26 protein-coding genes and 1 pseudogene are annotated in these 25,858 nt (G+C 69.8%); 14 read left to right on the plus strand and 13 right to left on the minus strand.

What is annotated here, in order from left to right; translation table 11 throughout:
• Together RB628_RS07905 and RB628_RS07910 are read right to left on the minus strand one after the other, a co-directional pair.
• Positions 1–314 (minus strand): annotated as a pseudogene (locus RB628_RS07905) (FMN-binding protein); the annotation flags it as partial.
• Positions 315–324: 10 nt separating this feature from the next.
• Positions 325–1,662 carry a ferredoxin reductase family protein gene (locus tag RB628_RS07910; RefSeq protein WP_318319581.1) on the minus strand — a complete coding sequence of 446 codons (1,338 nt, stop codon included), beginning with the start codon at positions 1,660–1,662 and terminating at the stop codon, positions 325–327.
• Positions 1,663–1,812: 150 nt separating this feature from the next.
• Between RB628_RS07910 and RB628_RS07915 the strand changes: the two genes are divergently transcribed.
• The 3 genes from RB628_RS07915 (at position 1,813) to RB628_RS07925 (ending at position 4,714) form a co-directional block, all read left to right on the plus strand.
• A complete protein-coding gene (locus RB628_RS07915; RefSeq protein WP_318319582.1) occupies positions 1,813–2,511 on the plus strand; it encodes a response regulator transcription factor in 699 nt (232 codons plus the stop codon).
• The gene (locus RB628_RS07920; protein ID WP_318319583.1) at positions 2,508–3,956 is read left to right on the plus strand and encodes a HAMP domain-containing sensor histidine kinase; all 1,449 of its coding nucleotides are present in this window, start codon (positions 2,508–2,510) and stop codon (positions 3,954–3,956) included. The genes RB628_RS07915 and RB628_RS07920 overlap by 4 nt, the downstream gene beginning before the upstream one ends.
• A 101-nt stretch (positions 3,957–4,057) precedes the next feature.
• Positions 4,058–4,714 (plus strand): NAD(P)H-dependent oxidoreductase, encoded by a 657-nt coding sequence (locus RB628_RS07925; protein WP_318319584.1) that lies wholly within the window; start codon positions 4,058–4,060, stop codon positions 4,712–4,714.
• A 24-nt stretch (positions 4,715–4,738) separates the two neighbouring features.
• Here RB628_RS07925 and RB628_RS07930 read toward each other — a convergent pair whose 3' ends face one another.
• Together RB628_RS07930 and RB628_RS07935 are read right to left on the minus strand one after the other, a co-directional pair.
• Positions 4,739–5,332, minus strand: coding sequence for a TetR/AcrR family transcriptional regulator (locus RB628_RS07930; protein ID WP_318319585.1), 594 nt, complete (start codon positions 5,330–5,332; stop codon positions 4,739–4,741).
• A gap of 22 nt (positions 5,333–5,354) precedes the next feature.
• Positions 5,355–7,424 carry a discoidin domain-containing protein gene (locus tag RB628_RS07935; RefSeq protein ID WP_318319586.1) on the minus strand — a complete coding sequence of 690 codons (2,070 nt, stop codon included), beginning with the start codon at positions 7,422–7,424 and terminating at the stop codon, positions 5,355–5,357.
• 229 nt (positions 7,425–7,653) lie between these two features.
• Between RB628_RS07935 and RB628_RS07940 the strand changes: the two genes are divergently transcribed.
• The 7 genes from RB628_RS07940 (at position 7,654) to RB628_RS07970 (ending at position 14,419) form a co-directional block, all read left to right on the plus strand.
• On the plus strand, positions 7,654–8,304 hold the full coding sequence (locus RB628_RS07940) for a GntR family transcriptional regulator (RefSeq protein WP_318319588.1): 651 nt from the start codon (positions 7,654–7,656) through the stop codon (positions 8,302–8,304).
• A gap of 48 nt (positions 8,305–8,352) precedes the next feature.
• Positions 8,353–9,102, plus strand: coding sequence for a PIG-L deacetylase family protein (locus tag RB628_RS07945; protein WP_318319589.1), 750 nt, complete (start codon positions 8,353–8,355; stop codon positions 9,100–9,102).
• Positions 9,099–9,854, plus strand: a complete 756-nt coding sequence (locus tag RB628_RS07950; protein ID WP_318319590.1) for a 4-carboxy-4-hydroxy-2-oxoadipate aldolase/oxaloacetate decarboxylase — start codon at positions 9,099–9,101, stop codon at positions 9,852–9,854. Before RB628_RS07945 ends, RB628_RS07950 begins: the two co-directional genes overlap by 4 nt.
• A 29-nt stretch (positions 9,855–9,883) precedes the next feature.
• The gene (locus tag RB628_RS07955) at positions 9,884–10,945 is read left to right on the plus strand and encodes a 4-oxalomesaconate tautomerase (RefSeq protein ID WP_318319686.1); all 1,062 of its coding nucleotides are present in this window, start codon (positions 9,884–9,886) and stop codon (positions 10,943–10,945) included.
• Entirely contained in the window at positions 10,945–11,895 is a 951-nt protein-coding gene (locus RB628_RS07960; RefSeq protein ID WP_318319591.1) for a catechol 2,3-dioxygenase, read from the plus strand. Before RB628_RS07955 ends, RB628_RS07960 begins: the two co-directional genes overlap by 1 nt.
• A gap of 245 nt (positions 11,896–12,140) precedes the next feature.
• The gene (locus tag RB628_RS07965; RefSeq protein WP_318319592.1) at positions 12,141–13,340 is read left to right on the plus strand and encodes an NAD(P)/FAD-dependent oxidoreductase; all 1,200 of its coding nucleotides are present in this window, start codon (positions 12,141–12,143) and stop codon (positions 13,338–13,340) included.
• A gap of 158 nt (positions 13,341–13,498) precedes the next feature.
• A complete protein-coding gene (locus RB628_RS07970) occupies positions 13,499–14,419 on the plus strand; it encodes an RNA polymerase sigma-70 factor (protein ID WP_318319593.1) in 921 nt (306 codons plus the stop codon).
• A gap of 23 nt (positions 14,420–14,442) precedes the next feature.
• Here RB628_RS07970 and RB628_RS07975 read toward each other — a convergent pair whose 3' ends face one another.
• The 5 genes from RB628_RS07975 to RB628_RS07995 all read right to left on the minus strand — a co-directional run bounded on the left by RB628_RS07975 (position 14,443) and on the right by RB628_RS07995 (position 18,228).
• Positions 14,443–15,378, minus strand: a complete 936-nt coding sequence (locus tag RB628_RS07975; RefSeq protein WP_318319594.1) for an alpha/beta hydrolase fold domain-containing protein — start codon at positions 15,376–15,378, stop codon at positions 14,443–14,445.
• A 99-nt stretch (positions 15,379–15,477) separates the two neighbouring features.
• Entirely contained in the window at positions 15,478–16,287 is an 810-nt protein-coding gene (locus RB628_RS07980; protein WP_318319595.1) for an SAM-dependent methyltransferase, read from the minus strand.
• A 34-nt stretch (positions 16,288–16,321) separates the two neighbouring features.
• Complete coding sequence (locus RB628_RS07985; RefSeq protein WP_318319596.1) at positions 16,322–16,885, minus strand: hypothetical protein; 564 nt, start codon at positions 16,883–16,885, stop codon at positions 16,322–16,324.
• A gap of 275 nt (positions 16,886–17,160) precedes the next feature.
• Positions 17,161–17,403, minus strand: a complete 243-nt coding sequence (locus RB628_RS07990; protein WP_318319597.1) for a DUF397 domain-containing protein — start codon at positions 17,401–17,403, stop codon at positions 17,161–17,163.
• A 3-nt stretch (positions 17,404–17,406) separates the two neighbouring features.
• On the minus strand, positions 17,407–18,228 hold the full coding sequence (locus RB628_RS07995; protein WP_318319598.1) for a helix-turn-helix transcriptional regulator: 822 nt from the start codon (positions 18,226–18,228) through the stop codon (positions 17,407–17,409).
• 310 nt (positions 18,229–18,538) lie between these two features.
• Between RB628_RS07995 and RB628_RS08000 the strand changes: the two genes are divergently transcribed.
• The 3 genes from RB628_RS08000 to RB628_RS08010 all read left to right on the plus strand — a co-directional run bounded on the left by RB628_RS08000 (position 18,539) and on the right by RB628_RS08010 (position 20,577).
• A complete protein-coding gene (locus tag RB628_RS08000; RefSeq protein ID WP_318319599.1) occupies positions 18,539–18,937 on the plus strand; it encodes an ATP-binding protein in 399 nt (132 codons plus the stop codon).
• A 43-nt stretch (positions 18,938–18,980) separates the two neighbouring features.
• Positions 18,981–19,523 carry a DUF6624 domain-containing protein gene (locus tag RB628_RS08005; RefSeq protein WP_318319600.1) on the plus strand — a complete coding sequence of 181 codons (543 nt, stop codon included), beginning with the start codon at positions 18,981–18,983 and terminating at the stop codon, positions 19,521–19,523.
• An 88-nt stretch (positions 19,524–19,611) separates the two neighbouring features.
• Complete coding sequence (locus RB628_RS08010) at positions 19,612–20,577, plus strand: SDR family oxidoreductase (RefSeq protein ID WP_318319601.1); 966 nt, start codon at positions 19,612–19,614, stop codon at positions 20,575–20,577.
• Positions 20,578–20,584: 7 nt separating this feature from the next.
• Here the strand turns inward: RB628_RS08010 and RB628_RS08015 are convergent, their stop codons facing one another.
• The gene (locus tag RB628_RS08015; RefSeq protein ID WP_318319602.1) at positions 20,585–21,142 is read right to left on the minus strand and encodes a hypothetical protein; all 558 of its coding nucleotides are present in this window, start codon (positions 21,140–21,142) and stop codon (positions 20,585–20,587) included.
• 392 nt (positions 21,143–21,534) lie between these two features.
• Between RB628_RS08015 and RB628_RS08020 the strand changes: the two genes are divergently transcribed.
• Positions 21,535–22,230: a L,D-transpeptidase family protein gene (locus tag RB628_RS08020; protein ID WP_318319603.1), complete on the plus strand. Its 696-nt coding sequence runs from the start codon at positions 21,535–21,537 to the stop codon at positions 22,228–22,230.
• A gap of 21 nt (positions 22,231–22,251) precedes the next feature.
• On the opposite strand, the gene RB628_RS08025 is transcribed toward RB628_RS08020, so the two are convergent.
• From RB628_RS08025 to RB628_RS08035, 3 genes are read right to left on the minus strand one after another with little or no spacing between them, the layout of a single operon-like run.
• Entirely contained in the window at positions 22,252–23,454 is a 1,203-nt protein-coding gene (locus RB628_RS08025; RefSeq protein WP_318319604.1) for a Gfo/Idh/MocA family oxidoreductase, read from the minus strand.
• Positions 23,455–23,502: 48 nt separating this feature from the next.
• Positions 23,503–24,858 (minus strand): ABC transporter substrate-binding protein, encoded by a 1,356-nt coding sequence (locus tag RB628_RS08030; protein ID WP_318319605.1) that lies wholly within the window; start codon positions 24,856–24,858, stop codon positions 23,503–23,505.
• Positions 24,859–24,905: 47 nt separating this feature from the next.
• Positions 24,906–25,847, minus strand: coding sequence for a carbohydrate ABC transporter permease (locus tag RB628_RS08035; RefSeq protein ID WP_318319606.1), 942 nt, complete (start codon positions 25,845–25,847; stop codon positions 24,906–24,908).
• Positions 25,848–25,858 lie beyond the last annotated feature (11 nt).

The following is a 25,858-nucleotide window of genomic DNA, read 5'->3' on the forward strand; positions in this document are numbered from 1 at the left end:
GTCTCCTCGATCAGGACCGGCACCGCGGCCGTGGTCTGCGGGTGGTTCGGCTGCTTCAGCATGCGCACCGAGGAGATCCCGGAGCCCGCGAACGTCACCTCGACCTGGACGTCGCCCTTCTCGGTGGTCACGGTGGTACCCGCGACGACCGTGGACGACGTACCAGAGGAACCCGAGGCGGCGGAGGACGACGCGGACGGCGTCGAGGCGGGGGTGGAGGCCTCCGAGGACGTGATGCCCAGCGACGGCTCGTAGAGCCAGACGGGGACCAGGCCCGCGATGCTCAGGACCAGTACAGGCAGTGCTCGTTTCACGACGTTCCTCTTATCCGGCCAGGCTGAAGCGCTCGAAATGGGTCTGCGACCTGGGCACGCCCAGTTCCCGCAGGCTGCGCAGCACCGCGTTCATCATGGGCGGCGGGCCGCACAGGAAGACGTCCCGGTCCGTGATGTCCGGCACCAGCTTCGCCAGCTCGGCGGGGGCCAGTCTGTCGGGGGTGGCCGGCCCGCTCACCAGGTGCAGCTCGGATCCCTTGGCGTGGGCGAGTTCCCGCAGCTCTTCGTAGAGGACGGCGTCCTGGTCCCTGGCCACCCGGTAGATGACCACGGCGTGGCCCTCTATCTCCTCCAGCAGCGCGCGGATGGGCGTGACGCCCACACCGCCGGCGATGAGGACGGCCTCGGGGCGGGTGCGGTGCATCGCGGTGAAAGCGCCGTAGGGGCCCTCGGCGAAGACACGGGTGCCGACCGGGATGTGCTTCAGGGCGGCGGTGCCGTCGCCGGCCACCTTCGCGGTCAGCCGCAGCGACCTGCCGTCGGGCGCAGCCGACAGCGAGAAGGGGTTCGCCTGCCACCAGCGGTCCTTGGTCAGGAACCGCCACAGGAAGAACTGTCCGGCACGGGCGGGCAGCTTGTCGAGGTCGCGGCCCGTCATGTAGATCGAGACGACGTTGTCGGCCTCGGGGACGACTGCCGAGACGCGCAGCTGGTGACGCAGGTTCCTGCGAAGCGGCAGCACCACCCGGCCCAGGAACACCGAGCCGAGAGCCACGCCCCACATGGTCCACCAGTACGTGGTCGCGGCGGACGAGGAGGTGAAGGTCGTACCGACGCCGACCTGGTGCGTGAACGCCAGGACCACGGCCGCATAGGTGTACAGGTGGATGAAGTGCCAGGTCTCGTAGGCGAGCCGGCGGCGGGCGTAGCGCGCGGAGACCGCGCCGATGATCATGATCAGGACGAGGGCGACGATCGCGCGCAGCACGCCCTCGGTGGTCTCGGCCAGCTCCACCAGCTCGTCGACCGGGCCCATGGAGGTGCCCTCGGCGTAGCCGAACGCGATGAACACCGCGTGGGCCATCAGCGTCCACAGCAGGCCGAAGCCGACCCAGCGGTGCCAGGAGGTCAGCCGGTCCATGCCGATGCGGTGGTCCAGCCACGGCAGCCGGGCCACCAGCACCAGCTGGAAGGCCATGAAGAGAGCGCCGTACAGCCCGGCGAGCCGGCCCATCACGATCAGGGCGTTCGACGCGAATCCGGCCTGGGTGAAGAAGACGGTCACGACGGCCACGTTGGCGGCCAGCACGGCGTACAGGCCGGTGCGGGCCACCACTTTGGGTCGTATCGCCGTGGGGGGCGCGGGAGGCGATTGGACGGTCGTCACGGACGGTGCTCCTTGATCGGGTCCGGGGACACCGAGCTTGACCGACGGTAGCTGTCGTTCTGCTGTCGTTGGACTTTCAAGTTGTTATCGATCGTGCGCAGGGAGGGAGGGAGCTATGGCGCCGGAAGCAGCGTGCAGCACTATGAGCACGTGGAAAAAGTACGACTTCTCGTTGTGGACGACGATCCGCCCATCGCCGACCTGGTCGCGACGGTCGCCCGCTACGAGGGCTGGGAGGCGGCCACCGCGTACTCCGGTGAGGAGGCGCTGAGCCGGGCCGCCGAGTTCCATCCGGACATCGTGGTGCTCGACCTGATGCTTCCGGGCCTCGACGGTTTCGCCGTGCTCGACCGGCTGCGGCTGTCGGGCACGATGGTGCCCGTGGTCTTCCTCACCGCCCGGGACGGAGTCGCCGACCGGGTCGCGGGACTGACCCGGGGCGGCGACGACTATCTGGTCAAACCGTTCGCCGTGGAGGAACTCATGGCCCGGCTGCGGACCGTGCTGCGCCGCAGCGCCGGCCCAGGCTTCCAGCGGTCCGTGCTCCAGGTGGCCGACCTCACGATGGACGAGGACACCCGCGAGGTCCGCCGCGGCGAGAAACGGCTCACGCTCACCCCGACCGAGTACGAGGTACTGCGCTACCTGCTGCGCAAGTCACCGACCGTGCTCACCAAGGCGCAGATCCTCGACCACGTCTGGGAGTACGGCTTCGGCGGCCGTTCGAACGTCGTGGAACTGGTCGTCAGCCGGCTGCGCCGCAAACTCGACGACCCCGCAGAGCACGAGGAACCGCTGATCCACACCGTGCGAGGCGTCGGCTACGTGGTGCGGCAGGTCGCCGGGTGATCCGCCACTGCCGGGAGAACTACCGCAGGCTGCGGCTGGGCACCCGGCTGGCGCTGGGGATGGGCGTGCTCTCGCTGGCAGTGTTCGCCGTCGTCGGCATGGCGCTCTCGACGTACATGCGGGAGTACCTGGAACGCCAGCTCAGCGACCAGATGAAGCTCGTCCAGGTCACCCAGTCCAAGGACGTCGAGGACTACGGCAGCGTGCAGGGCAAGCCGTACTACGGCTGGTACACCGCCTCGTACAAGGTCTCGGGCGACAAGCCCGTACTCCGAGAGCCCGCCGACGTGCCGACGGACTCCGAGGAACTCGCCGCCACCGCGACGCTTCTGCGGTCCTCCGGCACCGACCCCGTCCTGCGCACCGTGCGCATCGGCGGGGAGGCCTACCGGCTGCGTGCCTGCGAGGTCGAGGCCGGGGTGGTCCTGGTCACCGCGGCGCCCATGGACGACATAGAGGACACCATGGACCAGCTGGTCACGGTCCAGGTCGTCGCCTTCGCGCTCGCCCTGCTCGGCCTCGTGATCTTCGGCCGCGCGGTGCTCCGGCGCGGCCTCCGGCCCCTCAGCGACATGGCCCACACCGCCCGCGGCATCACCTCGCACGACTTCACCGACTCCGCCCGGCTGCCCGTACGCGCCGACCGGGGCGACGGCGGCCCGGAGGTCGAGGAGCTGCGCACCGCGTTCAACACCATGCTCGAACACATCGACGACTCGCTCGCCGTGCGCACGGAGGCCGAACAGCGCCTGCGCCGCTTCGTCGCGGACGCCTCGCACGAACTGCGTACACCCCTGATGTCGGTACGGGGCTATGCGGACCTCTTCCAGTACGCCGCCGCCAACGAGCCCGGCGAACGGGACAAGCACCTGGCCCGGCTGCGCGCCGAGGCGGCCCGGATGGGCGTCCTGCTCGACGACCTGCTGCTGCTCGCCCGGCTCGACGCGGCACAGATCGAGACACCACTGCGCCCGGAGAACGCCGACCTGGTGGAACTGACCGGCCAGGCGGCCGACGCCTTCCGTGCGGGCCACCCGGGACACCCTCTGACGGTGACGGCCGCCCCGAAGGAACTGCCGCTGCGTCTCGACCCGCTGCGTATCCGGCAGGTCCTGGACAACCTGCTGACCAACGCGGCCGTACACACTCCTGCCGGCACCCCGGTGTCCCTGGAGGTGACCGTCGCCGACGGCCACGCGGCGGTCCGGGTCACCGACGCGGGCCCCGGCATTCCGGCCGCCGACCAGGACCGGGTCTTCGACCGCTTCTACCGCGTGGACAAGGCCCGCAGCCCTGACCGGGGCGGCAGCGGCCTCGGACTCGCCGTCGCGCTGTCCTTGGTGCGTGCGCACGGCGGCACCCTCGACCTGACCAGCAGCCCCGGCTCGACCGCCTTCACCCTCCGTCTCCCGCGCGACAGGACGGACCGGCCACCCCACCACTGAACCCAACACCTCAGCACGCGCGTCTCACCCTGTACCCCCCCACAGCACAGACGACTCAGCAGGAACCGCGCAGCACGGACGATCTGAGGAGACCCCCCACTGTGAACGTACTGATCGTTTTCGCCCATCCCGAACTCTGCTCCTTCAACGGCGCGTTGAAGGTCAGAGCCGTGGACGTCCTGAAGCAGGCCGGGCACGAGGTCGTGGTCAGTGACCTGTACCGGCTCGGCTGGAAGGCCGCCGTCGACGCCGACGACTTCCCCGGAGTCTGGACCGACCCCGACTTCCTGGACGTCGCCGCCGAGCAGGAACGCGTGTCGGCGGCGCACGAGACCCCGCCCGACGTCCACGCCGAACAGGAGAAGGTCGCCCGGTGCGATCTGATGATCCTTCAGTTCCCGTTGTGGTGGTCCGGAATGCCGGCCATCCTCAAGGGCTGGGTCGACCGCACGATGGCCCGCGGCTTCGCCTACGGACGGGGGCGCGCCTACGACACCGGCCCCATAAGAGGCAGGCGCGCCCTGGTGTGTACGACCACGGGCACCCCCTCCGGCCTGTACGCCCCGGACGGCACCGACGACGACCTGGACCGCGCCCTCTGGCCCATCCACCACGGCATCCTCGGCTGCCTCGGCTTCGACGTCCTGCCACCGTTCGTCGCCCGGACGCCGGGGGAGGTGTCGGCGAAACAGCGGGAGGAGTACCTCACGGAGTACGGCGAACGCCTGCTGGCCGTGTCCGGGACCGAGCCGCTCTGAAGCCCCTGGGCGCTCCCGTACGGGCTACTCCCGTACGAGGGAGGCCACATGGCCGGTGACCGTGTCCAGGACGGCCGCGCAGGCCTTCTCGTCACCGAGGGCAAGGAAGCTGAGCGTCAGCCCGTCCGTCATCGCGGCCAGATAACTGGCCAACACCGGGACGGGCACGCTCAGTTCGAAGCCCATGCTCTCGCGCAGCTGCTCCAGCAGTTCGGCGTACGAGTCGGCGTACAGCTCGTACTGCCGGCGGGCCAGATGCGCGAAACCCGGCTCGCGCAGGGCGTACTGGGTGAGTTCGTACGTCAGCATGTGCTCGCCCGGGTGGGCCGCCACATGGTCCCAGTACGCCCTGAAGCCGGCCCGGATCGTCTCCTGGAGGGTGGACTGCGGCTGGATCGCCTCGCGAACCACGTCGACGTAGTGATCCATGATCGTCGTGATGACCGACTCGATCAGGGCCTGCTTGGAGTCGAAGCAGTAGTGGAAGACGCTCAGTGACACGCCCGCCTCGGCCGCGATGGACCGGGTCGTCGTCCTGGGGACGCCGTCCCGGGTCATCGCGCGGATGGCCGCCTCGGTCAGCTGCCGGCGCCGCTCGGCCGACGGCTTGCGTGCCATGAACTCCCCCTCGGTACGGAACTCAGCTGCTGTAAACACCCACTTCGTAGAGCGAGTATCCCCAGTCCGTGCCCCGATCCAGTCCGTGGACGCGCACAAAGCGGGCCGGCACTCCGGAGAACTGTGCCGTGTCCAGGCCGCCGTCGCCGACGGTCGTGGACCACGCGGTCTGCCAGGTCGTACCGTCGGTCGAGAGCTCGATGCGGTACGACTTGCCGAAGGCCTTCTCCCAGTCGAGGGTGACCCGCTTGACCAGGTTGGTGGACCCGAGGTCGAGCTGGAGCCACTGGTCGTCGCTCCAGTCGCTCGCCCAGCGGGTGCCCGGGTCGCCGTCGACGGCGCGGCCGGGCTGGTAGCTGGTGAACGGGTTCGACTCGGACGAACTGGCCGTCGCAGACACGCCCCTGGCGATGTTCACCCCGGCCTTGTGGCTCTCCGACGCGCCCCAGGTGTCGAGGTAGGACTCGGCGCCCTTGAAGAGGTCGTCCACGACGCCCTGGCCGCCGACGAGCCGGACGTCCTCGATCCAGTCCGGGACCATGCCGACATGGGCGGCGCCGTCGGTGTTGTAGTTCCAGGTGCGCTGGCCGGTGGTCTGCTTGTCGATGGTGGAGCCGCCGTCGACGCTCCTGAAGGGGTACGTCACCGGGTTCGAGGTGTCGGCGCCGCGCGGGGCGGGGTGGTCGCCGATGCCGTTGAAGTCGGTGCCGTAGCCGTAGCCCACGTCGTACTTGGCACGCAGGGCGTCGGTGCGCGCGGCCTCCTCGCTGAACTCCTCGGAGCCGTGCATGTACTGGGCGACGAAGCCGCCGAGGGAGTAGACCCGCTCGGTCCAGTTCAGGTCCATCCAGCTGTGCGAGGAGAGGACGCCTGAGTAGGAAGCGGCCTCGAACATGTCCAGGACCTGGCCGGTGGCCTTGACGCTCATGTGGTCGATCTCGAGCATCATCTTGCGCTGCATCATGCCCTGCACGGCGTACTCACCGAGATCGGTGAGCCCGCGCACGTTGCACTGCGCGTTCTCGTCGTACTCCGGTACCTCGGTGCCCGCCGGCAGGTCCGCCTCGGCATCCGTCGACGCGTCACCGATCGGGTTGTCCTTCTGCGGGCCCCTGCACTTCTCCGTCTGCCAGAAGGTGCCCGTCGACAGGAACTGGCCGACGTTGATCGCCGTACCGAGACCGTGCTCGTCGAAGCGGACGCCGCACAGCGCGTTGTCGAACTTGTGGCACAGGAACATGCTGCGCACACCCAGGTCGTACAGCTCGTCGAGACCCTTGTCGATGTCGGCCTTGCTGCACTGCGCGATGTCCAGGATCTGCTTGCAGCCGAAGGGTTCGGACGTCTCGACGCCGAGCACGACCGCCAGCTTGCCCTGCTTGATCACCTCACGTGCCTGCGCGGTGTCGGTGACGATCCGGAACCAGCCCTTGCCGGTGCCGCCGTACTGCGCGTCGATGTAGTCCTGCAGGTCGTACGTCAGCTTCGCCTGCAGCCGGATCGAGGTCATCTCGTCGCAACTGCGGTCCTTGAACGGGTAGATCGAGCAGATCACGCCGTTGGTGACCAGGTCGTTGACCAGCACGCGCTGGCCGCCGCGCCAGGCGCGCTCGATCCAGGCGTAGTAGTTCGCCTGGTGGGTCATCGAGTCGTACGCGGGCCAGTCGTTGAAGGTCGGGTAGCCGACCGGGTCGTGCTTGCCGTCGCCGCCGTGGGTGATGTAGTCGAAGATCGCGAGGGTCCCGTCGGGGTAGTGCTCGGGACAGTCCTTGAGGGCGTCCGCGATCCCCGCGGCGGAGAAGACCTTCCCGCAGATGAGCCGCCCGCCGAAGGCCTCGTTGGAGAACAGGTGGTTGTGCGCGTCGACGAACCCCTGTACGTCGCCCTGGGAGTCGGTGCCCTTGAAGGGCTCGCCCGTGACGTTGATCTGCGAGTCGGGCGCCGGTCGGGCGGTCGGTGTCCACCAGTCCGTGCCTGCCGCCGAGCTGGGGCCGGTACCGAGCGTCAGCGCCAGCACGGCGAGCAGCAGGGACAACACGGTCAGGGGTCTGTGTCCTCGACGCGGGCGAGGCGGAAAGGCAGGCTCGGTCATCACTCACGTCCTCGCAACAAAGGTTGTCATGGCTCGCGCAACTCTGTGATGAGGATCGCGACAGCAGGGTGATGGAGTCAATAGTCCGGGACGCTTGACCTGATAGCCGGACCGGATCTAAGGGGAGACGCCGGCCGTGCGCCGACTGCACGCGGACATGGAAAACAATATTGTTGACAATGTTGTCCGTCTAGATTTAGCGTCGACAGGCACTCACTCAGGAGGGCACATGCCGAACCAAGCCCGTCCAGGCACCGGAGAGCAGGCCAGGCAGCACGCGCTGGAGCGGCTGCGGCAGGCGATTCTGCGCGGCGACATGGCGCCGGCCCAGCGGCTGGTGGAGAACGAACTCGCCGAGCAGTTCGGTGTGACACGGGCCAGCGTCCGGGCGGCGCTGATCGAACTGGAGTCGGAGGGACTCGTCGAGCGGATCCGCAACCGCGGCTCGCGGGTGAGGGTGGTGACCGTGGAGGAGGCGGTCGCCATCACCGAGTGCCGGATGGTTCTCGAAGGGCTCTGCGCGGCCAGGGCGGCCGTGGCGGCCACCGACGACCAACTGGCCGAACTGACCGGCCTCGGCGAGGCGATGACCAAGGCCGTCGCAGACGGCGAGCCGGTCACGTACTCCGAGCTCAACCATGAACTGCACGCCCGGATCAGACAGTTCTCCGGCCAGCAGACGGCTGTGGAACTGCTGGAGAAGCTCAACGCCCAACTGGTGCGCCACCGTTTCCAGCTCGCGCTGCGACCGGGGCGCCCCCAGCAGTCCCTGGGTGAACACCTGGCCATGGTCGAGACGATCACGGCCAGGGACCCGCAGGCGGCCGAGGCGGCCGCTCGCGCCCATCTCACGAGCGTGATCGCAGCGTTGCGCGAATGACGCCGTCGGGGTGGGCCGACAGACCTGTCCCCCAAGGAGATCTCTGCCATGACACACGATGCGGCGCGTGCCGCCGCTCGCACGACGCTGGTGATCAGCGCACACGCCGGTGACTTCGTCTGGCGGGCGGGAGGCGCCATCGCGCTGGCGGCCTCGCGCGGCGAGAAGGTCGTCATCGCGTGCCTGTCGTACGGGGAACGCGGCGAGTCCGCCAAGGCCTGGCGGGAGGGCAGGTCGCTGGAGGAGATCAAGAAAATGCGCCGGACCGAGGCCGAGCAGGCAGCCGCCGCGCTCGGCGCCGAGGTCCGCTTCCTCGACGCCGGCGACTACCCCCTTCTCGTCACACCCGAGTTGACCGACCGGCTCGTGGGCGTCTACCGCGACACCCGGCCCGACGTGGTGCTCACCCACCCGCTGTCCGACCCCTACAACGCCGACCACCCGGCCGCCGCCCGCATGGCCCTGGACGCGCGGATCCTCGCCCAGGCCATCGGTTACCCCGCCCCCGGCGAAGTCCTGGGCGCGCCCCCGGTGTTCTTCTTCGAACCCCACCAGCCGGAGATGTGCGACTTCACCCCGCAGGTCCTGCTCGACATCACCGAGGTGTTCGACACCAAGCGCAAGGCCATGGAGTGCCTGCCGGCCCAGCAGCACCTGTGGGACTACTACACCGACCTAGCGAAACGCCGCGGCGTCCAGCTCAAGCGCAACGCCGGCCCCAACCTGGGGCTGCCGCACACCACTTACGGCGAGGCCTATATGCGCCCCTACCCACAGGTCACGGGGGAACTGGCATGAGCGGCGTGATCATCACCGGCCCGCCGCGCGCAGCCGCCGAGGACGCCCGGGCGCTGGCCGGCCACGGCGTCGCCACCGTCCACGAGGCCCTGGGCCGCACCGGCCTCCTCGGACCGGCCCTGCGCCCGATCCAGCAGGACGTACGTATCGCGGGCACCGCCGTCACCGCGCTGTGCTGGCCCGGCGACAACCTCATGATCCACGCGGCCGTCGAACAGTGCGCCGAGGGCGACATCCTGGTCGTCACCACCACGTCCCCGTGCACGGACGGCCTGTTCGGCGAGCTGTTCGCCACCGCGCTCCAGCGCCGGGGCGTACGCGGCCTGGTCATCAACACCGGGGTGCGCGACACCGCCGAACTGCGCGCCATGAACTTCCCCGTCTGGTCGGCGGCGGTGTCCGCCCAGGGCACGGTCAAGGCGACGGGCGGCTCGGTCAACGTCCCCGTCGTGGTGGGCGGGCAGCAGATTTGCGCCGGCGACGTGATCATCGCCGACGACGACGGCGTGATGGTGGTACCCCGGCAGCGCTCCGCCGAGGCAGTCAAGGCGTCCGAGGCGCGCACAGCGAAGGAGGAGGCGTCCCGACTCGCCTTCGCCGAAGGCCAGTTGGGTCTGGACCGGTACGGGCTGCGCGAGACTCTCGTACGACTGGGGGTGCGGTACCAGTCGTACGAGGAGTCCGTGCGGATCGCCGGCTCGGAGTCCGGCGCGGGAGTTGACCCGGGCGCCGGTTCGGGGGACCGCTCGTGAGCGCCGGCCCGGGGGAGGGGCTGCGCTGCATGCTGATGCGGGGCGGTACCTCCAAGGGTGCCTACTTCCTCGCCGAGGACCTGCCGGCCGACCCCGTCGCCCGCGACGAGCTGCTGCTGCGGGTCATGGGCAGCCCCGACCCCCGTCAGATCGACGGACTCGGCGGAGCGCATCCCCTCACCAGCAAGGTGGCCGTCGTCTCCCGCTCGGCCGACGAGCAGGCCGATGTCGACTATCTGTTCCTCCAGGTCGGCGTGGACCAGACGCAGGTGAGTGACCGTCAGAACTGTGGGAACCTGCTCGCGGGCGTCGGTCCGTTCGCCGTGGAACGCGGACTGGTCGCGGCCGGTGAGGAGTCGACCTCCGTACGTATCCGCATGGTCAACAGCGGTGACCACGCCACCGCGACCTTTCCGACGGAGGGCGGGCGTCCCGTCTACGCGGGCACGACCGAGATCTCCGGTGTGCCCGGCGGCGCCGCCGCGGTGACGATCGGGTTCGGGCGGGGGAGCGCACCCCTGCTGCCGACCGGCCGAACCCGCGACACCGTCGCCGGGACGCCGGTGACCTGCGCGGACAACGGCATGCCAACCGTGTTGATCGCCGCCTCCGCTCTCGACGTCACCGGCTACGAGGACCCGGGGGAACTGGAGGAGCACGTCACCCTCAAGGAACGCCTGCACGACATCCGGCTGGCGGCGGGCAAGCTGATGGGCCTCGGCGACGTCTCCGCGACGACCGTGCCGAAGGTCAGCCTCATCGCCCCGCCCGCCCACGGCGGCACGGTCATGACCCGCACCTTCATCCCGGTCCGCTGCCACACGGCGATCGGCGTGCTGGGCGCCGCGAGTGTCGCCGCCGGCCTGCGCGTCGACGGTGGTGTCGGTCGGAGCGTGGCACGCCTCCCCGACCAGGGCGACGCGCTGCGCATCGAACACCCCACCGGATTCCTGGACATCGAATCCGTCATCGACAGCAACGGCCCCATCCCGGTCGCGCATCGCACGGCCGTCGTCCGTACCGCCCGCAAGATCTTCGACGGCACGGTCTTCCCCCGCCCTGCCGTCACTCCCGCTGTCAGGAGCCGCTGATGACCCCGCCGCTCGGCGACATCGCCCACCTCGGGCATGCCGAACTCCTGACCCCCGACCTCGACGCCAGCGTCCGGTTCTTCACCACGATCCTCGGCCTGACCGAGAACGGCCGCTCCGGCGACTCGGTGTACCTGAGGACCTGGGACGACTACGAGCACCACAGCCTCACCCTCACCGCCCACTCGACCTCCGGCATCCGCCGCACCGCCCTGCGCGCCTCCAGCGAGGAGGCCCTGCAACGCCGGGTCGAGGAGACCGAGAACGCGGGCCGCCCCGGCCGCTGGGTCGAGGACGAACCGGGCCTCGGCCCGCTCTACGTCACCACCGACTCCGACGGCCACGAGTTCGCCCTGTACTGGGAGAGCGAGTGGTACGAGGCGCCGCCCGAGCTGCGGCCCGGCCTCAAGAACCAGCCGCAGGCCAAACCCGCGACGGGCGTCGGCGTACGCCGCCTCGACCACGTCAACTTCCTCGCCGCCGCGGTCGAACCGAACGCAGGCTTCGTCCAGCACGTCCTAGGCGCCCGCCCCACCGAACAGATCGTCCTCGACGAAGGACGCCTGGCCGCCCAGTGGCTGACGTTCACCGACAAGTCGTACGACGTCGTCTACACGGAGGACTGGTCAGGCTCCAACGGCCGCCTGCACCACATCGCGTTCGCCACGGACACCCGCGAGGACATCCTGCGCGCCGCCGACCTGTGCCTGGACAACGGCGTGCACATCGAGACCGGCCCGCACAAGCACGCCATCCAGCAGACGTTCTTCCTGTACGTCTACGAGCCGGGCGGCAACCGTATCGAGCTGTGCAACCCGCTCACCCGCCTGGTGCTCGCCCCCGACTGGCCGCTGATCACCTGGACCCAGGCCGAGCGTGCCAAGGGGCAGGCGTGGGGCCTGAAGACCATCGAGTCCTTCCACACGCACGGCACACCACCGCTCGACTGACGTGCTCGACCGACGTTCCCACCTGCGGCGTGGACGAGGCGATCCAGCCCGTCCGGCGTTCGAGGACGAGGCCCCTTCAGGGCCGGAGCGGGGTCTGGGGCGCAGCCCCCAGGGACGGGACGGGCAGGGGCCGTGGGGGCGAACAGAAAACATCGACCGCCCCGCCGTTGTCACAACCTCCGATCCACCGGTGTCTTGAGACCGAACTCCTTGAGAAGGGGTGCCGGTGAAGCGGAGGAGACACCATGACCAGGAACACCGATGTGGTCGTGATCGGCGGCGGTTACGCCGGCGTCATGGCGGCCAACCGTCTGACGCAGCGCGCCGACGTGACCGTCACACTGATCAACCCGCGCCCGACCTTCGTCGACCGCGTCCGCCTGCACCAGCTCGTGGGCGGCACCCACGAGGCGGTCGTCGACTACCGGAAGGTCCTCGCCGAGGGCGTCCGGCTGGAGGTGGACACCGTGACACGGATCGACGCGACCGGGCGCGGTCTGACGCTCGCGGGCGGCGGCACGGTCGGCTACGACTACCTGGTCTACGCCGTGGGCAGCGGCAGCGCCGGCCCACGCGTCCCCGGCGCCGCCGGGTTCGCCCACCCGATCGCCGGCCTGGAGGAGGCGCAACGGCTCCGTACGGTGCTCGGCGCCGCGCCCGCGACAGCCCCCGTGACGGTGGTCGGCGCAGGGCCGACCGGCATCGAGACCGCCGCCGAACTCGCGGAGCAGGGCCGCACCGTGACCCTGGTGAGCGGCGGACTGCTCGGCCCCTCCCTGCATCCGCGAGGGCGACGCTCGGTGGCCAGGCGGCTCGCCGGACTCGGGGTGAACGTCCTCGACGGCCCCGGCACGAAGGTGACGGCGGTGACCCGCGACGCCGTACGGCTCGCCGACGGAGGCGAGCTGCCGAGCGCGGTGACGATCTGGACCGCCGGATTCGGCGTGCCGGACCTCGCCGCACGCAGTGGACTGCGCACCGATGCCCTGGGCCGCCTGCTCACCGACGAGACGCTGACGAGCGTCGACGACGCGCGCATCGTCGCGGCCGGGGACTCGGCGGCCCCGTCGGACATGCCGTTCCGGATGAGCTGCCAGGCCGCGGTCCAGCTGGGCCCGCAGGCCGCCGGGACCGTGCTGAGCCGGATCGCGGGTGAGCGGCCCGCACCCGTGGACGTCGGGTTCGTCGGCACGTGCATCAGCCTGGGCCGTCGCGCCGGTGTCTTTCAGCTCATGGGCAGGGACGACACCGCCAAGAGCTACTACCTCGGCGGCCGGGCGGGCGCGAAGATCAAGGAACTCGTCTGCAGGGGCATCCCCTGGCAGCTGTCGTACGAGGCACGCAGGCCCGGCGCGCGCACCTGGTGGACGAAGGACGCCAAGCGCCGGCAACTGCTGCAGGCCGAGCTCGACCGGACGCGGACCACCGCCGAGCGGACAGCCTGAGACACGGCCCGGCGTGTCACGGCGGAAGCGCCGGGCAGTGTCCCCCTGTTGTCGATCGCGATGGCTGTCAACGAGAACGAATAGGACCACGCTGTGGAACCACGCCTGAGAACCGTCGGCAACCAGGGCCGTTGCCCGCGCCGGACAGGGGCCGGGACATGAGCGAGCACGCCACCGCCCCGGACACCGCCCCGGACACCGACCCGGCGACCGAGACGTTCGTCGCTCACCGCAACCTGCTCTTCACGGTCGCCTACGAGATGCTCGGATCGGCGGCCGACGCCGAGGACGTCCTCCAGGAGACCTGGCTGCGCTGGGTCAAGGTCGACCTCGCGCAGGTCCGCGACCAGCGTGCCTACCTGGTCCGGATCACGGCCAGGCAGTCCCTCAACCGGCTGCGCGCGATGAGCCGCCGCAAGGAGGCCTACGTCGGCCAGTGGCTGCCCGAGCCGCTGCTCACCGCGCCGGACGTGGCCGAGGACGTGGAACTCGCCGAGAGCATTTCGATGGCGCTGATGCTCGTCCTCGAAACCCTCTCGCCGACCGAACGCGCCGTCTTCGTGCTCCGCGAGGTCTTCGAGACGGGCTACGACGAGATCGCCGCAGCCGTCGACAAGAGCCCCGCGGCCGTCCGTCAGATCGCCCACCGCGCCCGCCGGCACGTCGACGCCCGCCGCCCGCGCCAGGTGGTCTCCGCCGACGAGAGCCGGGCCGTTCTGGCTTCGTTCCAGCGTGTGCTGGAGACCGGGGACCCGCAGACCCTCCTCGATGTCCTAGCCCCGGACGTCGTCCTGGTGAGCGACGGCGGCGGCATCAAGCAGGCCGCCCTGCGGCAGGTCAACGGCGCGGAGAAGGTGGCCCGCTTCCTGGTCGGCGGTCTCGGCAAGAGCAAGATCCCGATCACCGTCGCCCCCACCATGGTCAACGGCGGCCCGGCACTCGCCGTACACCTGGACGGCGAGCTCGACGGGATCATGGCGATGCGCGTCGAGAACGCCCTCGTCACGGGCCTCTACTACGTGCGCAACCCCGAGAAACTGACCCGCGCCGAAACGGAGACACCGCTCACCCTGCGCTGAACACCCCTGGGCCGCGGAGGGCGTCAGCCGCCCGCCGTGGCCTGCTGTACGTGCCGGGCGATGAAGGCGTAGATCTCCCGGGCCTTCTCGTCGTCATCGAGGTCGTAGCCGTGGTCGACGCCCGCCATGTCATGGTGCTCGACCAAGGACCCCACCTGCCGCAGTCGCTCGGCGTAGCGCACGTTCTCCGCCAGCAAACGGTCGTACGCGGCCGTGATGACCAGGGCCGGGGCCATGCCCTTGAGGTCCGCGGTCTCCGTCGGATGGCCGGGGGATACGAGCCGGTCGGCGCGTTCGCGCGGGTCCGGTACGTACGCGCTGTCGAACACCTCGCCCATCCACGGGCGCAGCAGCGGCTTGGCGATCGCCGCCGGCTTGTCCTTCGCGGCGGTCGCGAGGTCGAGCGGCGCGTAGTGCAGGACCTGCAGCGCGATCGCGGGACCGTCCTCCTCCAGGGCCTGTCGTGCCACGGCCGCAGCGAGACCGCCGCCGGCGCTCTGCCCGCCCACGGTGAGCCGGGCGCCGTCCCAGCCGTGCTCGTCGCCGTGCGCGCCGATCCACCGGACCACCTCGTATGCCTGCCGGGGCGGAGCCGGGAACGGGTACTGCGGGGCGACGACGTAGTCGACGTTGACGACCACGACGCCCGCCAGTGCGGCGACGGCACGGCAGAAGGCGTCGTCCGTCTCCGTCACCGGAAGGATGAATCCACCGCCGTGGAAGTTGACGTGGACCGGCGGGGCCGGGTCGTCGGTCGTGGGCCGGTAGACCGTGACCCGGGCCGGGGCGACCGAGGTCGGGATCGTCAGCCCGCTTGTTGCGCGCGGGAACTCGGGCAGGCGGGCGTGGGCCGCGGCGGCGGAACCCCGCCCGCCGGAGCGCCGGTCGGCCAGCATGACGAGACGTTGCATCGTCTTGGCGATGAGGGAGGCCACCGCAGGCCTGGCGAGGAGGGACATGCGGTTCCGTTCGGTCGGGCTATTGCCAGGAATCCTGTCGATCGACAGGATCACATTAAACACGACCGCTCGGTACAGGGGAAGGCCGTCGGGTAGGCCCTACGCCTTGTACGCGACCCCGCCGTACACGTTCGTCGGCTCCGGTGAGGTGCCGGGTTCCGGGCGCCACAGGGGGCAGGAGACGATGCCCGGCTCCACCAGTTCCAGACCCTCGTAGAGCGCGGAGAGCTTGTCGGGGCCGCGCAGCACGTACGGGACCGCGCCCGTGTCGTCGTACCCCTCCTGGGCGCGCTTGAGCTCCTCGTCGGTGTCCGTGCTGTCGTAGTGCACGAAGTAACTGCCCGGGGGCAGGGCGGCCTGGAGGCGGTGCGTGATCGACTTGGCCTCCTCCCAGTCCTGGATGTGGCCGAGGATGCCCATCAGCATCAGCGCCACCGGCTTGTCGAAGTCCAGGAACCCCCGTGCCGTCTCGATGATCTTCTCGGGCTCGCGCAGATCCGCGTCCACGTAGTCCGTGGTGCCCTCGGGGGTGCTGGTGAGCAGTGCCTGCGCGTGTCGCAGGACGAGCGGGTCGTTGTCGACGTAGACGATCCGCGACTCGGGGGCCACCTTCTGGGCCACCTGGTGCGTGTTGTCGTACGTCGGCAGGCCGGTGCCGATGTCGAGGAACTGGCGGATACCGCCCTCGCGGGCCACGAAGGTGACCGCGCGGATGAGATAGGTGCGCGAGGCCCGGGCCATCGTCTCGATGTCGGGGGCGATCTCGCGGTACTCGTCGCCCGCCTCGCGGTCGACCTCGTAGTTGTCCTTGCCGCCCATCCAGTAGTTCCAGATACGGGCGGAGTGCGGCACCGTGGTGTCGATCTTGGACAGTGCTTCCTGGTCGGGGGTGGGCCGGCCGTCTGTCATCGGAGTTCTCCTTACCTGCCTCGCGCGGACTTCGCTAACCTATCGTCAACTGCCGTGTCGACTGCCGGAGTTGGGACTGGCGGGGCGAGAGCGCACGGATGCGGCGAGCCCTTTCGGTGACCACGTCGCTCCGGGTGGCGGTGGCGTGCACACTCACCACGGGAACGTGCTGGGCCGTCGTCCGGAACACCCGGGCGCGGGCGAGGGCCGCGGCCGCGGTCTCCGACCCGTCGTCGCTGTGCTCACCGGCGTGCTCGTCCCCGGTGGGGTGGAGCATGGCGCCCTCGCGTTCCGCGACCGACTCGGCGAAGTCGATCGCCTGGATCCAGGTCACCCGGGACCGTCCGTGGCGAAGTGGCCCGTACACGAGTTCCCCGATGACGCCGCCGTCGATGACGAGCCGGCCCGGCGCGGCCGGCAGATCGCGGTACGGACGGATGGGATCGAGACGGCGCAGCCCGTCGGGCGGCCGCCGTACCGGGAAGCCGGGCAGTGCCAGTTCGGGGAACACCTGAGCGCGGCGGACGTCCTCGTCGCCCTCGACGACCAGGGTCCGGTCCGGGACGATGGCCGTCGCCACGGGCTGCGGAAGGTTCATCGCGGGGATGTCCCCGCCCCGAGGGAGCGGCCCGGCAGGGGAGCGTCGGCACGTCCGGGCGGCACGGCTCGACCCGGGGCGCGAGGCGGCGTACGCATGCTGCTCCCTTCGACAGTGGTGCGCGCACAGTGGTGCGCGCGGTCGCGCGTCAACTCCCTCAGTGTGTACGGGACCTGCACACGGCGGGAGTGCGCGTACGGGTTGTCCGGTCGTGCGGGTGTGGTGGTGCGCCGTACGCCTCCCGTGCGCGCGGGAGGCGTACGCGGGCGGAGATGTCAGGCGATCAGGAAGTCCGCCTGGCCGGACTTGGCGCCCTGGAGGAACGACACCATCTCGTCCCGGGAGTAGACCAGCGCGGGCCCGTCCGGGTCCCTGGACTGCCGGAACGCGACGCTGCCGTCGGGCAGTCGCTTGATCTCGACGCAGCTTCCGCCGTTGGTGCCGCTCCAGGGCTTGTGCCAGCCCTCGGAGCCCAGTTCGGACGCGGGCATGCCGCTGTGGATGCCGTTGGTTGCCATGGTTCACAACTCCTTACGCAGTGCTGCCAGGATCTCCCTGGTCCGAGCGACCGGCTCCGCCTGCACGGACATCCGGTCCAGTACCTCCAGGTACGTCACGACGTCGGCGGGCTGGTCGAAGTACTGCGCGCCGGCGAGGCTCTCCGTGTAGACGACGTCGGGCAGTTCGGAGAAGCCGAAGCGGAAGTAGTGGAAGGGACCGAAGGCTCCGGGGTGCGGACCCGCGGCGAAGCGCATGATCTGGATCCGGACCTTCGGGTACTCCACTGCCTCACTGAGGTGGTCGATCTGAGCCCGCATCACCTCGGCCCCGCCCACAGGCCTGCGCAGCACGGTCTCGTCCAGTACGGCCCAGACGGCGGGCGCCCCGGGCTTGTTGAGCAGATCCTGGCGCTTGAGCCGCAGGGCGACCCGGCGCCGGATGTCCTCGGGACTCTGGTTGGGGAAGCCGACGCGCAGCAGCGCGGCGGCGTACTCGTCGGTCTGCAACAGGCCGGGGACGTAGTGGGGTTCGTAGAGCCGGATGACGGTGGCTTCGCTCTCCAGGCTCACATAGGCGCTGAACCAGTCCGGCAGGACATCGCGGTACGTGTACCACCAGCCCGGCTGGTTGGCCTCCCTGGCGAGGTGGAGGAAGTCCTCTATCTCCTTGGCCAGGACCCCGTAGGTGCGCAGCAGCTCCTTCACGTAGGGGATGCGGAGGCCGACCTCGGCCTTCTCCATCCGGCGGACCGTCAACGGCGTGACCTCGATCGCCCGTGCGGCGTCCTCGAACGACACCCCTGCCCGTTCCCGCAGATGCCTCAGACGCTTGCCGAGGACCATCCGAAGGACGGTGGGGGCACTTCCGCCTGAGCGGTTCTCGCTCACGTGGGACCTCCGGGGGACCGCCGTCACAGCGGGCAGTGTGCCACGTAGTCGGTTGACACCGACAGGGCTTTGCGCTTCATTCTGAAATTATCAGAACGAAGGTTGCGAGCTGTGTCTGTCGGTCATCATAGTGATCGAGTGACCTGGCGCACATCGCGCAGCGGCGTCACCGAACCTCGTCCGTCCACCGGGAAGTTGACGTCCCGGCAGATCAGGACAGGTATGAAGCCCCACAGCGACGTGATGCGAGACCTGGATGGCCGCCGTGACGAACGGACAACGGAGAAGCCCCGGCAAGGACGCGGGCGGAGCCGACAAGGCGCTGGCCGCAGCCCTCAAGGACGCCGGCTGCTCGTACGCCTCGCTCGCGCACCGCGTCAACGAACTGCACCGCCGTCAGGGGGTGGTGGTCCTGCGCGCGGGCGCGCGCCCCGCCGACCGGATCGCCCTCGTGCTCGAACACACCGAGCACGAACTGCGCGTCACTCTCTCGGGCCGCTCGCCCCTGCTGCCCCGGCCGAGTACGCCCGGCACGACGGCCGAGTCCGGGCGGGGACGGTCCGTCGTCGCCGCGTTCGTGGACGACTGGGGCACGGCTCCGCCGGACCCGGGCACCCCGGCCAAGAAGGTGTGGTTCTCGCTGGTCACGGGAGGGAAGGCGTGAAGGTCATCGGGGGCAGGAGAACGCAATGAGGAGCGCACCGCCCATGGAGACCGCACGAGGTTCGGCGGCCGAGCCGCACCAGGCCGCCCTGGCCGCCGAACTGGTGCGCAGAGCCGAGGAGGACCAGCGGCTGACCCGGCGGGCCCGCGAGGAGCCGACGCCGCTCAACCGGCATTTCGTCACCCGGTGCCGTGGCGCCAACGCCGATGCCCTCAGGTCGGTCGTGGCCCGGCGCGGCTGGCCGGAGGCGGGTCAGGTCGGTGAGCCCGCCTCGACGGCGGCCCTGATGATCCTGCTGCACACCGCCGACCTCGGCTTCCAGCTCACCTGCCGCGATCTGATCGCGGAGGCAGTGGCGGACGGCGGCTGCCCGGCCGTGCACCACGCCTATATCGCCGACCACTGCGCGGTAGAGCTGGGCCAGCCGCAGTTCTACGGCACCCGCATCAACGCCGACACGCTCTGCCCGTATCCGATCCGTCACCCCGAGACGGTCGAGGAACGCCGTCAGGACGTGGGCCTGGAGCCGCTGGCGGAACAGCTGCCCGCACTGCGGCATGTCGTGAGCGCCGTACCCGACAGTTGATGTCCGGTATCCGCGACACCCTGGACGTGACGCCGGTCCGCGGACCGCGTCGGTCAGGCTCACGGTCACGCACGGAGGAGACACGGACATGCCGAGGACGACGGAGAGTCCCCTGGACGGGCAGCAGCACGAAGGGGCTCAGGGCGGGAAACTCGCGGGGAGGGTCGCCCTGGTCGCCGGAGCGACCCGCGGGGCCGGCCGCGGGATCGCCGTGGAACTCGGGGCCGCCGGGGCCACCGTCTACGTGACCGGCCGCAGCACCCGGCAGCAGCGGTCCGAGTACGACCGGCCGGAGACCATCGAGGACACAGCCGAACTGGTCACCGCGGCGGGCGGCCACGGCATCGCCGTACCCACCGACCATCTCGACCCGGCGCAGGTCCGGGCGCTGGTGGACCGCGTCGCCGGGGAACAAAACCGGCTCGACGTTCTGGTCAACGACATCTGGGGCGGGGAGAACCTCTTCGAGTGGGAGAGCCCGGTGTGGGAGCACGACCTGGACAACGGGCTGCGGCTGCTGCGGCTGGCCGTCGAGACCCACGCGGTCACCAGCCACCATGCCCTGCCCCTGCTGCTGCGCAACCCCGGTGGCCTGGTCGTCGAGATGACCGACGGCACCGCCGACTACAACCGGGACACCTACCGGAACTCGTTCTTCTACGACATCGCCAAGTCGTCCGTCCTGCGCATGGGCTTCGCCCTCGGCCATGAACTCGGCCCGCGCGGCGCCACCGCCGTGGCGCTGACCCCCGGCTGGCTGCGCTCCGAGATGATGCTGGAGCACTTCGGCGTCGGCGAGGACAACTGGCGGGACGCCCTGGAAGTCGTCCCGCACTTCGCCATCTCGGAGACCCCGCGCTTCGTGGGCCGCGCCGTGACCGCCCTGGCGGCCGACCCCGACGTGGCCCGCTGGAACGGCCAGTCCCTCTCCAGCGGTGGGCTCGCCCAGGTCTACGGCTTCACCGACCTCGACGGCAGCCGCCCGGACGCCTGGCGCTACCTGGTCGAGGTCCAAAACACGGGGAAACCGGCGGACGCGAGCGGGTACCGGTAGGGGTACGTCAGCTGCGGCCGGTCGTGTCTCCCGCGTTCCCGGGAGACACGACCGGCCAGCGGGCCGAGTGGCCCGGCGGCAGCGCCAGGTCGTTGCGCACGGCCGCGTAGTAGCCCTCGCGTCCGGCCCGCTGACGCTCCAGCAGCGCCTGCCAGGCCTGCGGATCCTCGGTCCGCTCGCGCAGGAACGCCTCCATCTCCAGCAGCGTGGCGACCCACTCGCGGGCCTTGGCCACCACTCCGGGGTCGCCCAGCAGAAGCAGTGCCTCCCCGCACGGGTCCCGGGCGACGGTCGCCTCGGCGATGAGCGGTGCCGCCTCCTCGGGCGTCAGCGGGTGCGGATGCGGGTCGTTGCCGAGGCTCGCCGCGACCCGGTACGTCAGGGTGACCGACTTCTTGAGCGCCCGCGCGTAGTCCGTGTACACCGAGAGCCGCCGCTCCTCCCACCGCGCCTCCCGCTCACGCCGGAAGCGGACACGGTCCCCCCGTGCGACGGCCCAGTAGGAACCGAGGGCGCCGATGACGACACCTATGAGAGCGGGGAGTTGCTGAATGAACGCGGACATGTCCGCACGGTATCCGCCCAGTTGATCCCCGGGACAGTACGGTCTGACCATGACACCGGCACGGCGCTTCGAAAAGTACGGGATTCTCGTGACGGGCGGTCGGGTCGGTGAACCGGGGGCATCACGGCGGCCGTCACCTTCCGCGCCGCGCGCGACGCGTTCTGGATCACCGGCACCACTCTGCGCGCCGGAGGCGGTCTCATGACACGACACCGGATTCCGGCGGGTGATCCGGCCGGAGACGGGGCAGGAGACGACGTGGGCCACCCCCGCAATGTCACCGTTTCGTCCCGGCCTGGGCTGTCCTACAACCGATCACCCGGAACGCCGGTCTAGTAGGCAGAGAACGTGCATGACAACCCGCACGCAGTGCGCAGGAGAGAGGTACCACCATGGGGGACGTACGCAGACGAGGAGCCGTCGCGCTCGGGATCACGGGGCTCGTGGCGCCGCTCGCGCTCGTGCTCGGCACCGCCCCGGCGCAGGCCGCGAGCTGTACGACGCAGACCGGTCCGTACCAGAAGAAGGTGGAGAAGTTCCTCGGGCGGCCGGTCGACGGGGTGCAGTCCTCCGGTGACTGCAAGGCCGTCCGGGCCTTCCAGAACAAGCACGGCATCACCCCCAACGTGGGCTACGCGGGTCCCGTCACCTGGGGCGTGATGGACCTGATGCTCAAGCAGAGGGCCGTCGGGAACAAGCCGAACAAGGCCGGCAAGTGCCCGGTCAACAAGGGCCGTATCGCGTGCGTCAACCTCACGCTCCAGCTGAGCTGGATCCAGGACGGCAGCCGCCTCGTCTACGGTCCGGTCCCGGTTCGCACGGGCCGCGACGGCTACGAGACCCGCACCGGACTGAAGAAGATCTACTGGCGGAACATCGACCACGTCTCGTCCATATACGACGTCCCGATGCCGTACAGCCAGTTCTTCGACGGCGGCCAGGCATTCCACTCGGCCGGCGTCAGCATGTGGAACCCGCCGGGCTCGCGCGGCTGCGTCAACATGACGAAGGCCACCGCCAAGAAGTACTGGTCGCTGCTGAAGAAGGGCGACGACGTCTTCGTGTACGGGCGCAAGCCGGGCACCTGAGGCACCCGGCCGCTCCTGGCCTCATGCCTCGGGCGCGTCCCCGAAGTCCGGGATCGGCAGCCTCGCCCCGCCCTGCCGCGCCGAGTCGTGCGCCACGATGCCCGGCAGGGTGTAGCGGGCGGCCACCCACGCGTTCACCGACGGCAGGGTGCGGGTGTTCACCGCGGTCACGAAGTCGTCCACCAGGAAGTGGTGGCTGCCCTCGTGGCCGTTGTGCAGATGGTCGAACTCCCCCGGGAGACGCGAGCGGTCGTGCACCGGCGCCGAGCCGGAGGTGAACGCGGCCCGCAGGTCCGGGGCGATGTGCTGAAGTGACGGATCGTCAGGAGCCATGGTGGGCTTGGGTTCCAGCAGCTCGCTGATGTCCTTGACCCCCTTCTTGTCCTGCCAGAACGCGACTGTGGCGAGCTGCTCCATGCTCGCGTCCGTACCGAAGAACCGGAACCGGGACTCCCGGATCTGCGAGGGATAGCCGACCCGCCGGAACTCGTTCGTACGGAACGAACCGCCGCCCGCGACCTCGAACAGCGCGGTCGCGTTGGAGTAGTCGTTGCCGAACTGGCTGACCTCCTTGTCGAACACGCCGTCGCCGCGCTCGTCCCGCACCCCGATCGCCGACACGCTCACCGCGTGCGTCTGCCAGGCGCCGAGCACCCCGCCCACCGAGTGCGTCGGGTAGAGCAGCGGGGGATAGCTGGCGGTCGCCTTCCAGTTCTCGCCGCCGCTGTACTGGTACGCCTCGTAGAACCCGAGGTCCATGTCGTGGACGTAGTCGCCCTCGGCGTAGAAGAGCCTGCCGAAGGCGCCCTCCGCCATCTGGTTGCGGGCATGGACGGTCGCCGGGTTGTACTGACTCGTTTCACCCATCATGTAGGTGAGCCCGGTGGCCCGTACGGCGTCGATGATCGCGCCGATCTCCGCCGCGCTGACCGCCATCGGCACCGCCGAGTACACGTGCTTGCCCGCGCCGAGCCCCTGGAGGACCAGCGGGCCGTGCGTCCAGCGCTGGGTGAAGACCGCCACCGCGTCGACCGCCGGCGACTCCAGCATCGCCTCGTACGACGGGAACGTGCCCGACAGGCTTTCCGCCGCCGCCAGTTGCTCGGCGCGCTCCGGCAGAAGGTCGGTCACGTACACCTCGCCGACGCCCGGATGGGCGAGGAACAGCTTGGCGAACTGGCCGGAGAACTGCCCGGCGCCCACGATGCCGAGGGAGAACGTCATGGAGTGCGTGCCCTTCTTTTCGTTGTCCGACCGGTGTCTCGGGTGTCTTCACTGGTCGAGAATCAGGTTGATCTGGCTGTTGGTCCGGTCGAGGCTGGTCGCGGACCTGCCGTTGCCGAAGATGTCCTGCATGGCCGGGTGCATCAACGCGTACACGTCCGCCGCGTAGTTGGTGATCGGGTAGGAGAACGTCGCAAACTCCTTCCCGCCCGCCTTCTCGTCGGCGACCGGCCGGGTGAACGCCGAGACGTCGATGCCCTTCTTCCCGTACGAGGCCACCGCGGCCTCGGTGCCGTCGGGCGTGGCCGGGAAGACGATCCCGTAACTCCCCACCGTCCGCTGGCACTCGGTGGACGCCAGATAGGCGACCCACTTCTTGGCGCCCGCCTTGTTGGGGGCGTCCCTGGTGATGGAGTCGGCGAGGCCGTTCATCATCGTCGCCCGTTTGCCCGTCGGGCCGGCCGGAGTGACAGCGGTGGCGATGTCCAGGTCCTTGAATCCGGCGTACGACGAGATCATCCAGGCGCCGTCGAAGGCGGCTGCCGCCTTGCCCGCGGCGACCTGGGTGTTGGCCTGGTTGGACTTGGAGTTGTAGTCGGTGAAGGGGACCATGTAGCCCTTCTCCGCCAGGCCGAAGTACCACTTGATCACCGACTGGAACGTCGCGCTGTCGTACTGGTACTCGGTGCCCCAGCGCTTCTTGTCCGTGTACGTCCAGCCCGCCGAGGCGGCGAACGTGCTCCACTGGGTCTGGCCGTCACCGTCGCCGCCGCCGTTGGTGGCGAGGCCGTACACCTTGACGTTGTCCTTGTCGAAGCCGGCCTCGTCGCCCCGTTTTCCGTTCTTGTCGACGGTGAGGTGCGCGATCGCCTTCTCGAAGGTGCCGCCGTCCTTCGGGTTCCAGGAGAGGTCGTTCAGTTGCGCGGCAGTGAGACCGGCGGCTTCGGCCAGTTTCTGGTTGTAGAAGAGCGCGACGGTGTCCCAGTCCTTCGGGGCGCCGTAACGGTGGCCGTCCTGGCCGATCCAGTTGGCGGCGAGTCCGGGCTGGTAGGCGGAGTCCTCGATGCCGAGGTCGTCGAGCGGTTCGAGGACCTTCAGGTCGGCGAACTGGCCGAACTTCACGATGTGGTCGGTGAACACGTCCGGCTGGGTCCCCGCGATGAAGCTCGCGGTGAGCTTGGTCCAGTAGTCGTCCCAGCCCAGTTGGGTGATCTTCACCGTCAGGCCGGGGTTCTGCCGCTCGAAGTCCTTCGCGCAGGCCTCGTAGGCGGGTTGCTGGTTGGCGTCCCACAGCCAGTACGTCACCGTGTTGGCCGACGAGCCGGCCGCTCCGCCCTGCGCGCAACCGGTCACGAGGGACAGCGCCAGGACTCCGGTCAGTGCCGCGACCGTACGAATTCGCATGTCCGTCCTCTCAGTTGGTCGGTGGATCAGTGGATCGGTCGGCGCGGTCACTTGATGCCCGTGAAACCGATGGAACTCACGATGCGGCGGGCGAAGCACGCGAAGAGCACCAGCATCGGCAGCGCGGCGATCAGCGTCGCCGCCATCAGCCCCGACCAGTCCACGCCGGTCTGCGGGGTCTGTGCCCGGAAGATCGCGAGGGCCACCGTGAGTACGCGTGAACTGTCGCTGTACGACACCATCAGCGGCCAGAAGTAGTCGTTCCAGGCGGTGATGTACGTCAGGACCGCGAGCGTGAGGACCGGGGTGGACGCCATCGGCAGCAGTACGCGGAAGAACACCCGGATCTTCCCGGCGCCGTCGAGCAGCGCCGCCTCCTCGACCTCACGCGGGATGTTCATGAAGAACTGGCGCAGGAAGAACACCGCGAACGGCGTCATGAACATCGTCGGCAGCGCGATCCCCAACAGGTTGTCCACCAGACCGAGTTGCTTGATCAGGACGAAGTTCGGCAGCAGGGTGAAGATCGCCGGGACCATCAGCCCCGCCAGGAACAGCCCGAAGACCGTGTCCCGGCCGCGCCAGCGCAACCGGGCGAAGGCGTACGCGGCCATCGCCGAGAAGAAGATCTGGCAGCCGGTGATCAGCGTCGACACGAGCACCGAGTTGCGGAGGTAGCGCCAGAAGTCCAGGCCGCCGCCCGCGCCGCCCTGCGCGATCGCCTCCTTGGTCGACTGCAGGCCGAGCGCGCGCTCGAACCCGCCGGTGGTCGGGTGCACCGGCAGGGGGTTCGTCGGGTCGGCGGCGAGGCCCGCGTTGGTGGACAGGGCGGTGCGCAGGATCCAGTAGAAGGGCAGCAGGGTGACCAGTGCGATCGCGGCCAGCGCCGCCCAGGCGGCGATCCGCCCGAGGGAGGGCGCGCGCCGCAGCGGTCGTACGGCCGCCTTGGCCGGTGTCGGAGTGGGTGCTGGTGTCGTCAGGGTTGCCATGGCGTGCTTCT

The sequence above is a fragment of the Streptomyces sp. ADMS genome (assembly GCF_033441795.1).
Lineage (GTDB): Bacteria > Actinomycetota > Actinomycetes > Streptomycetales > Streptomycetaceae > Streptomyces.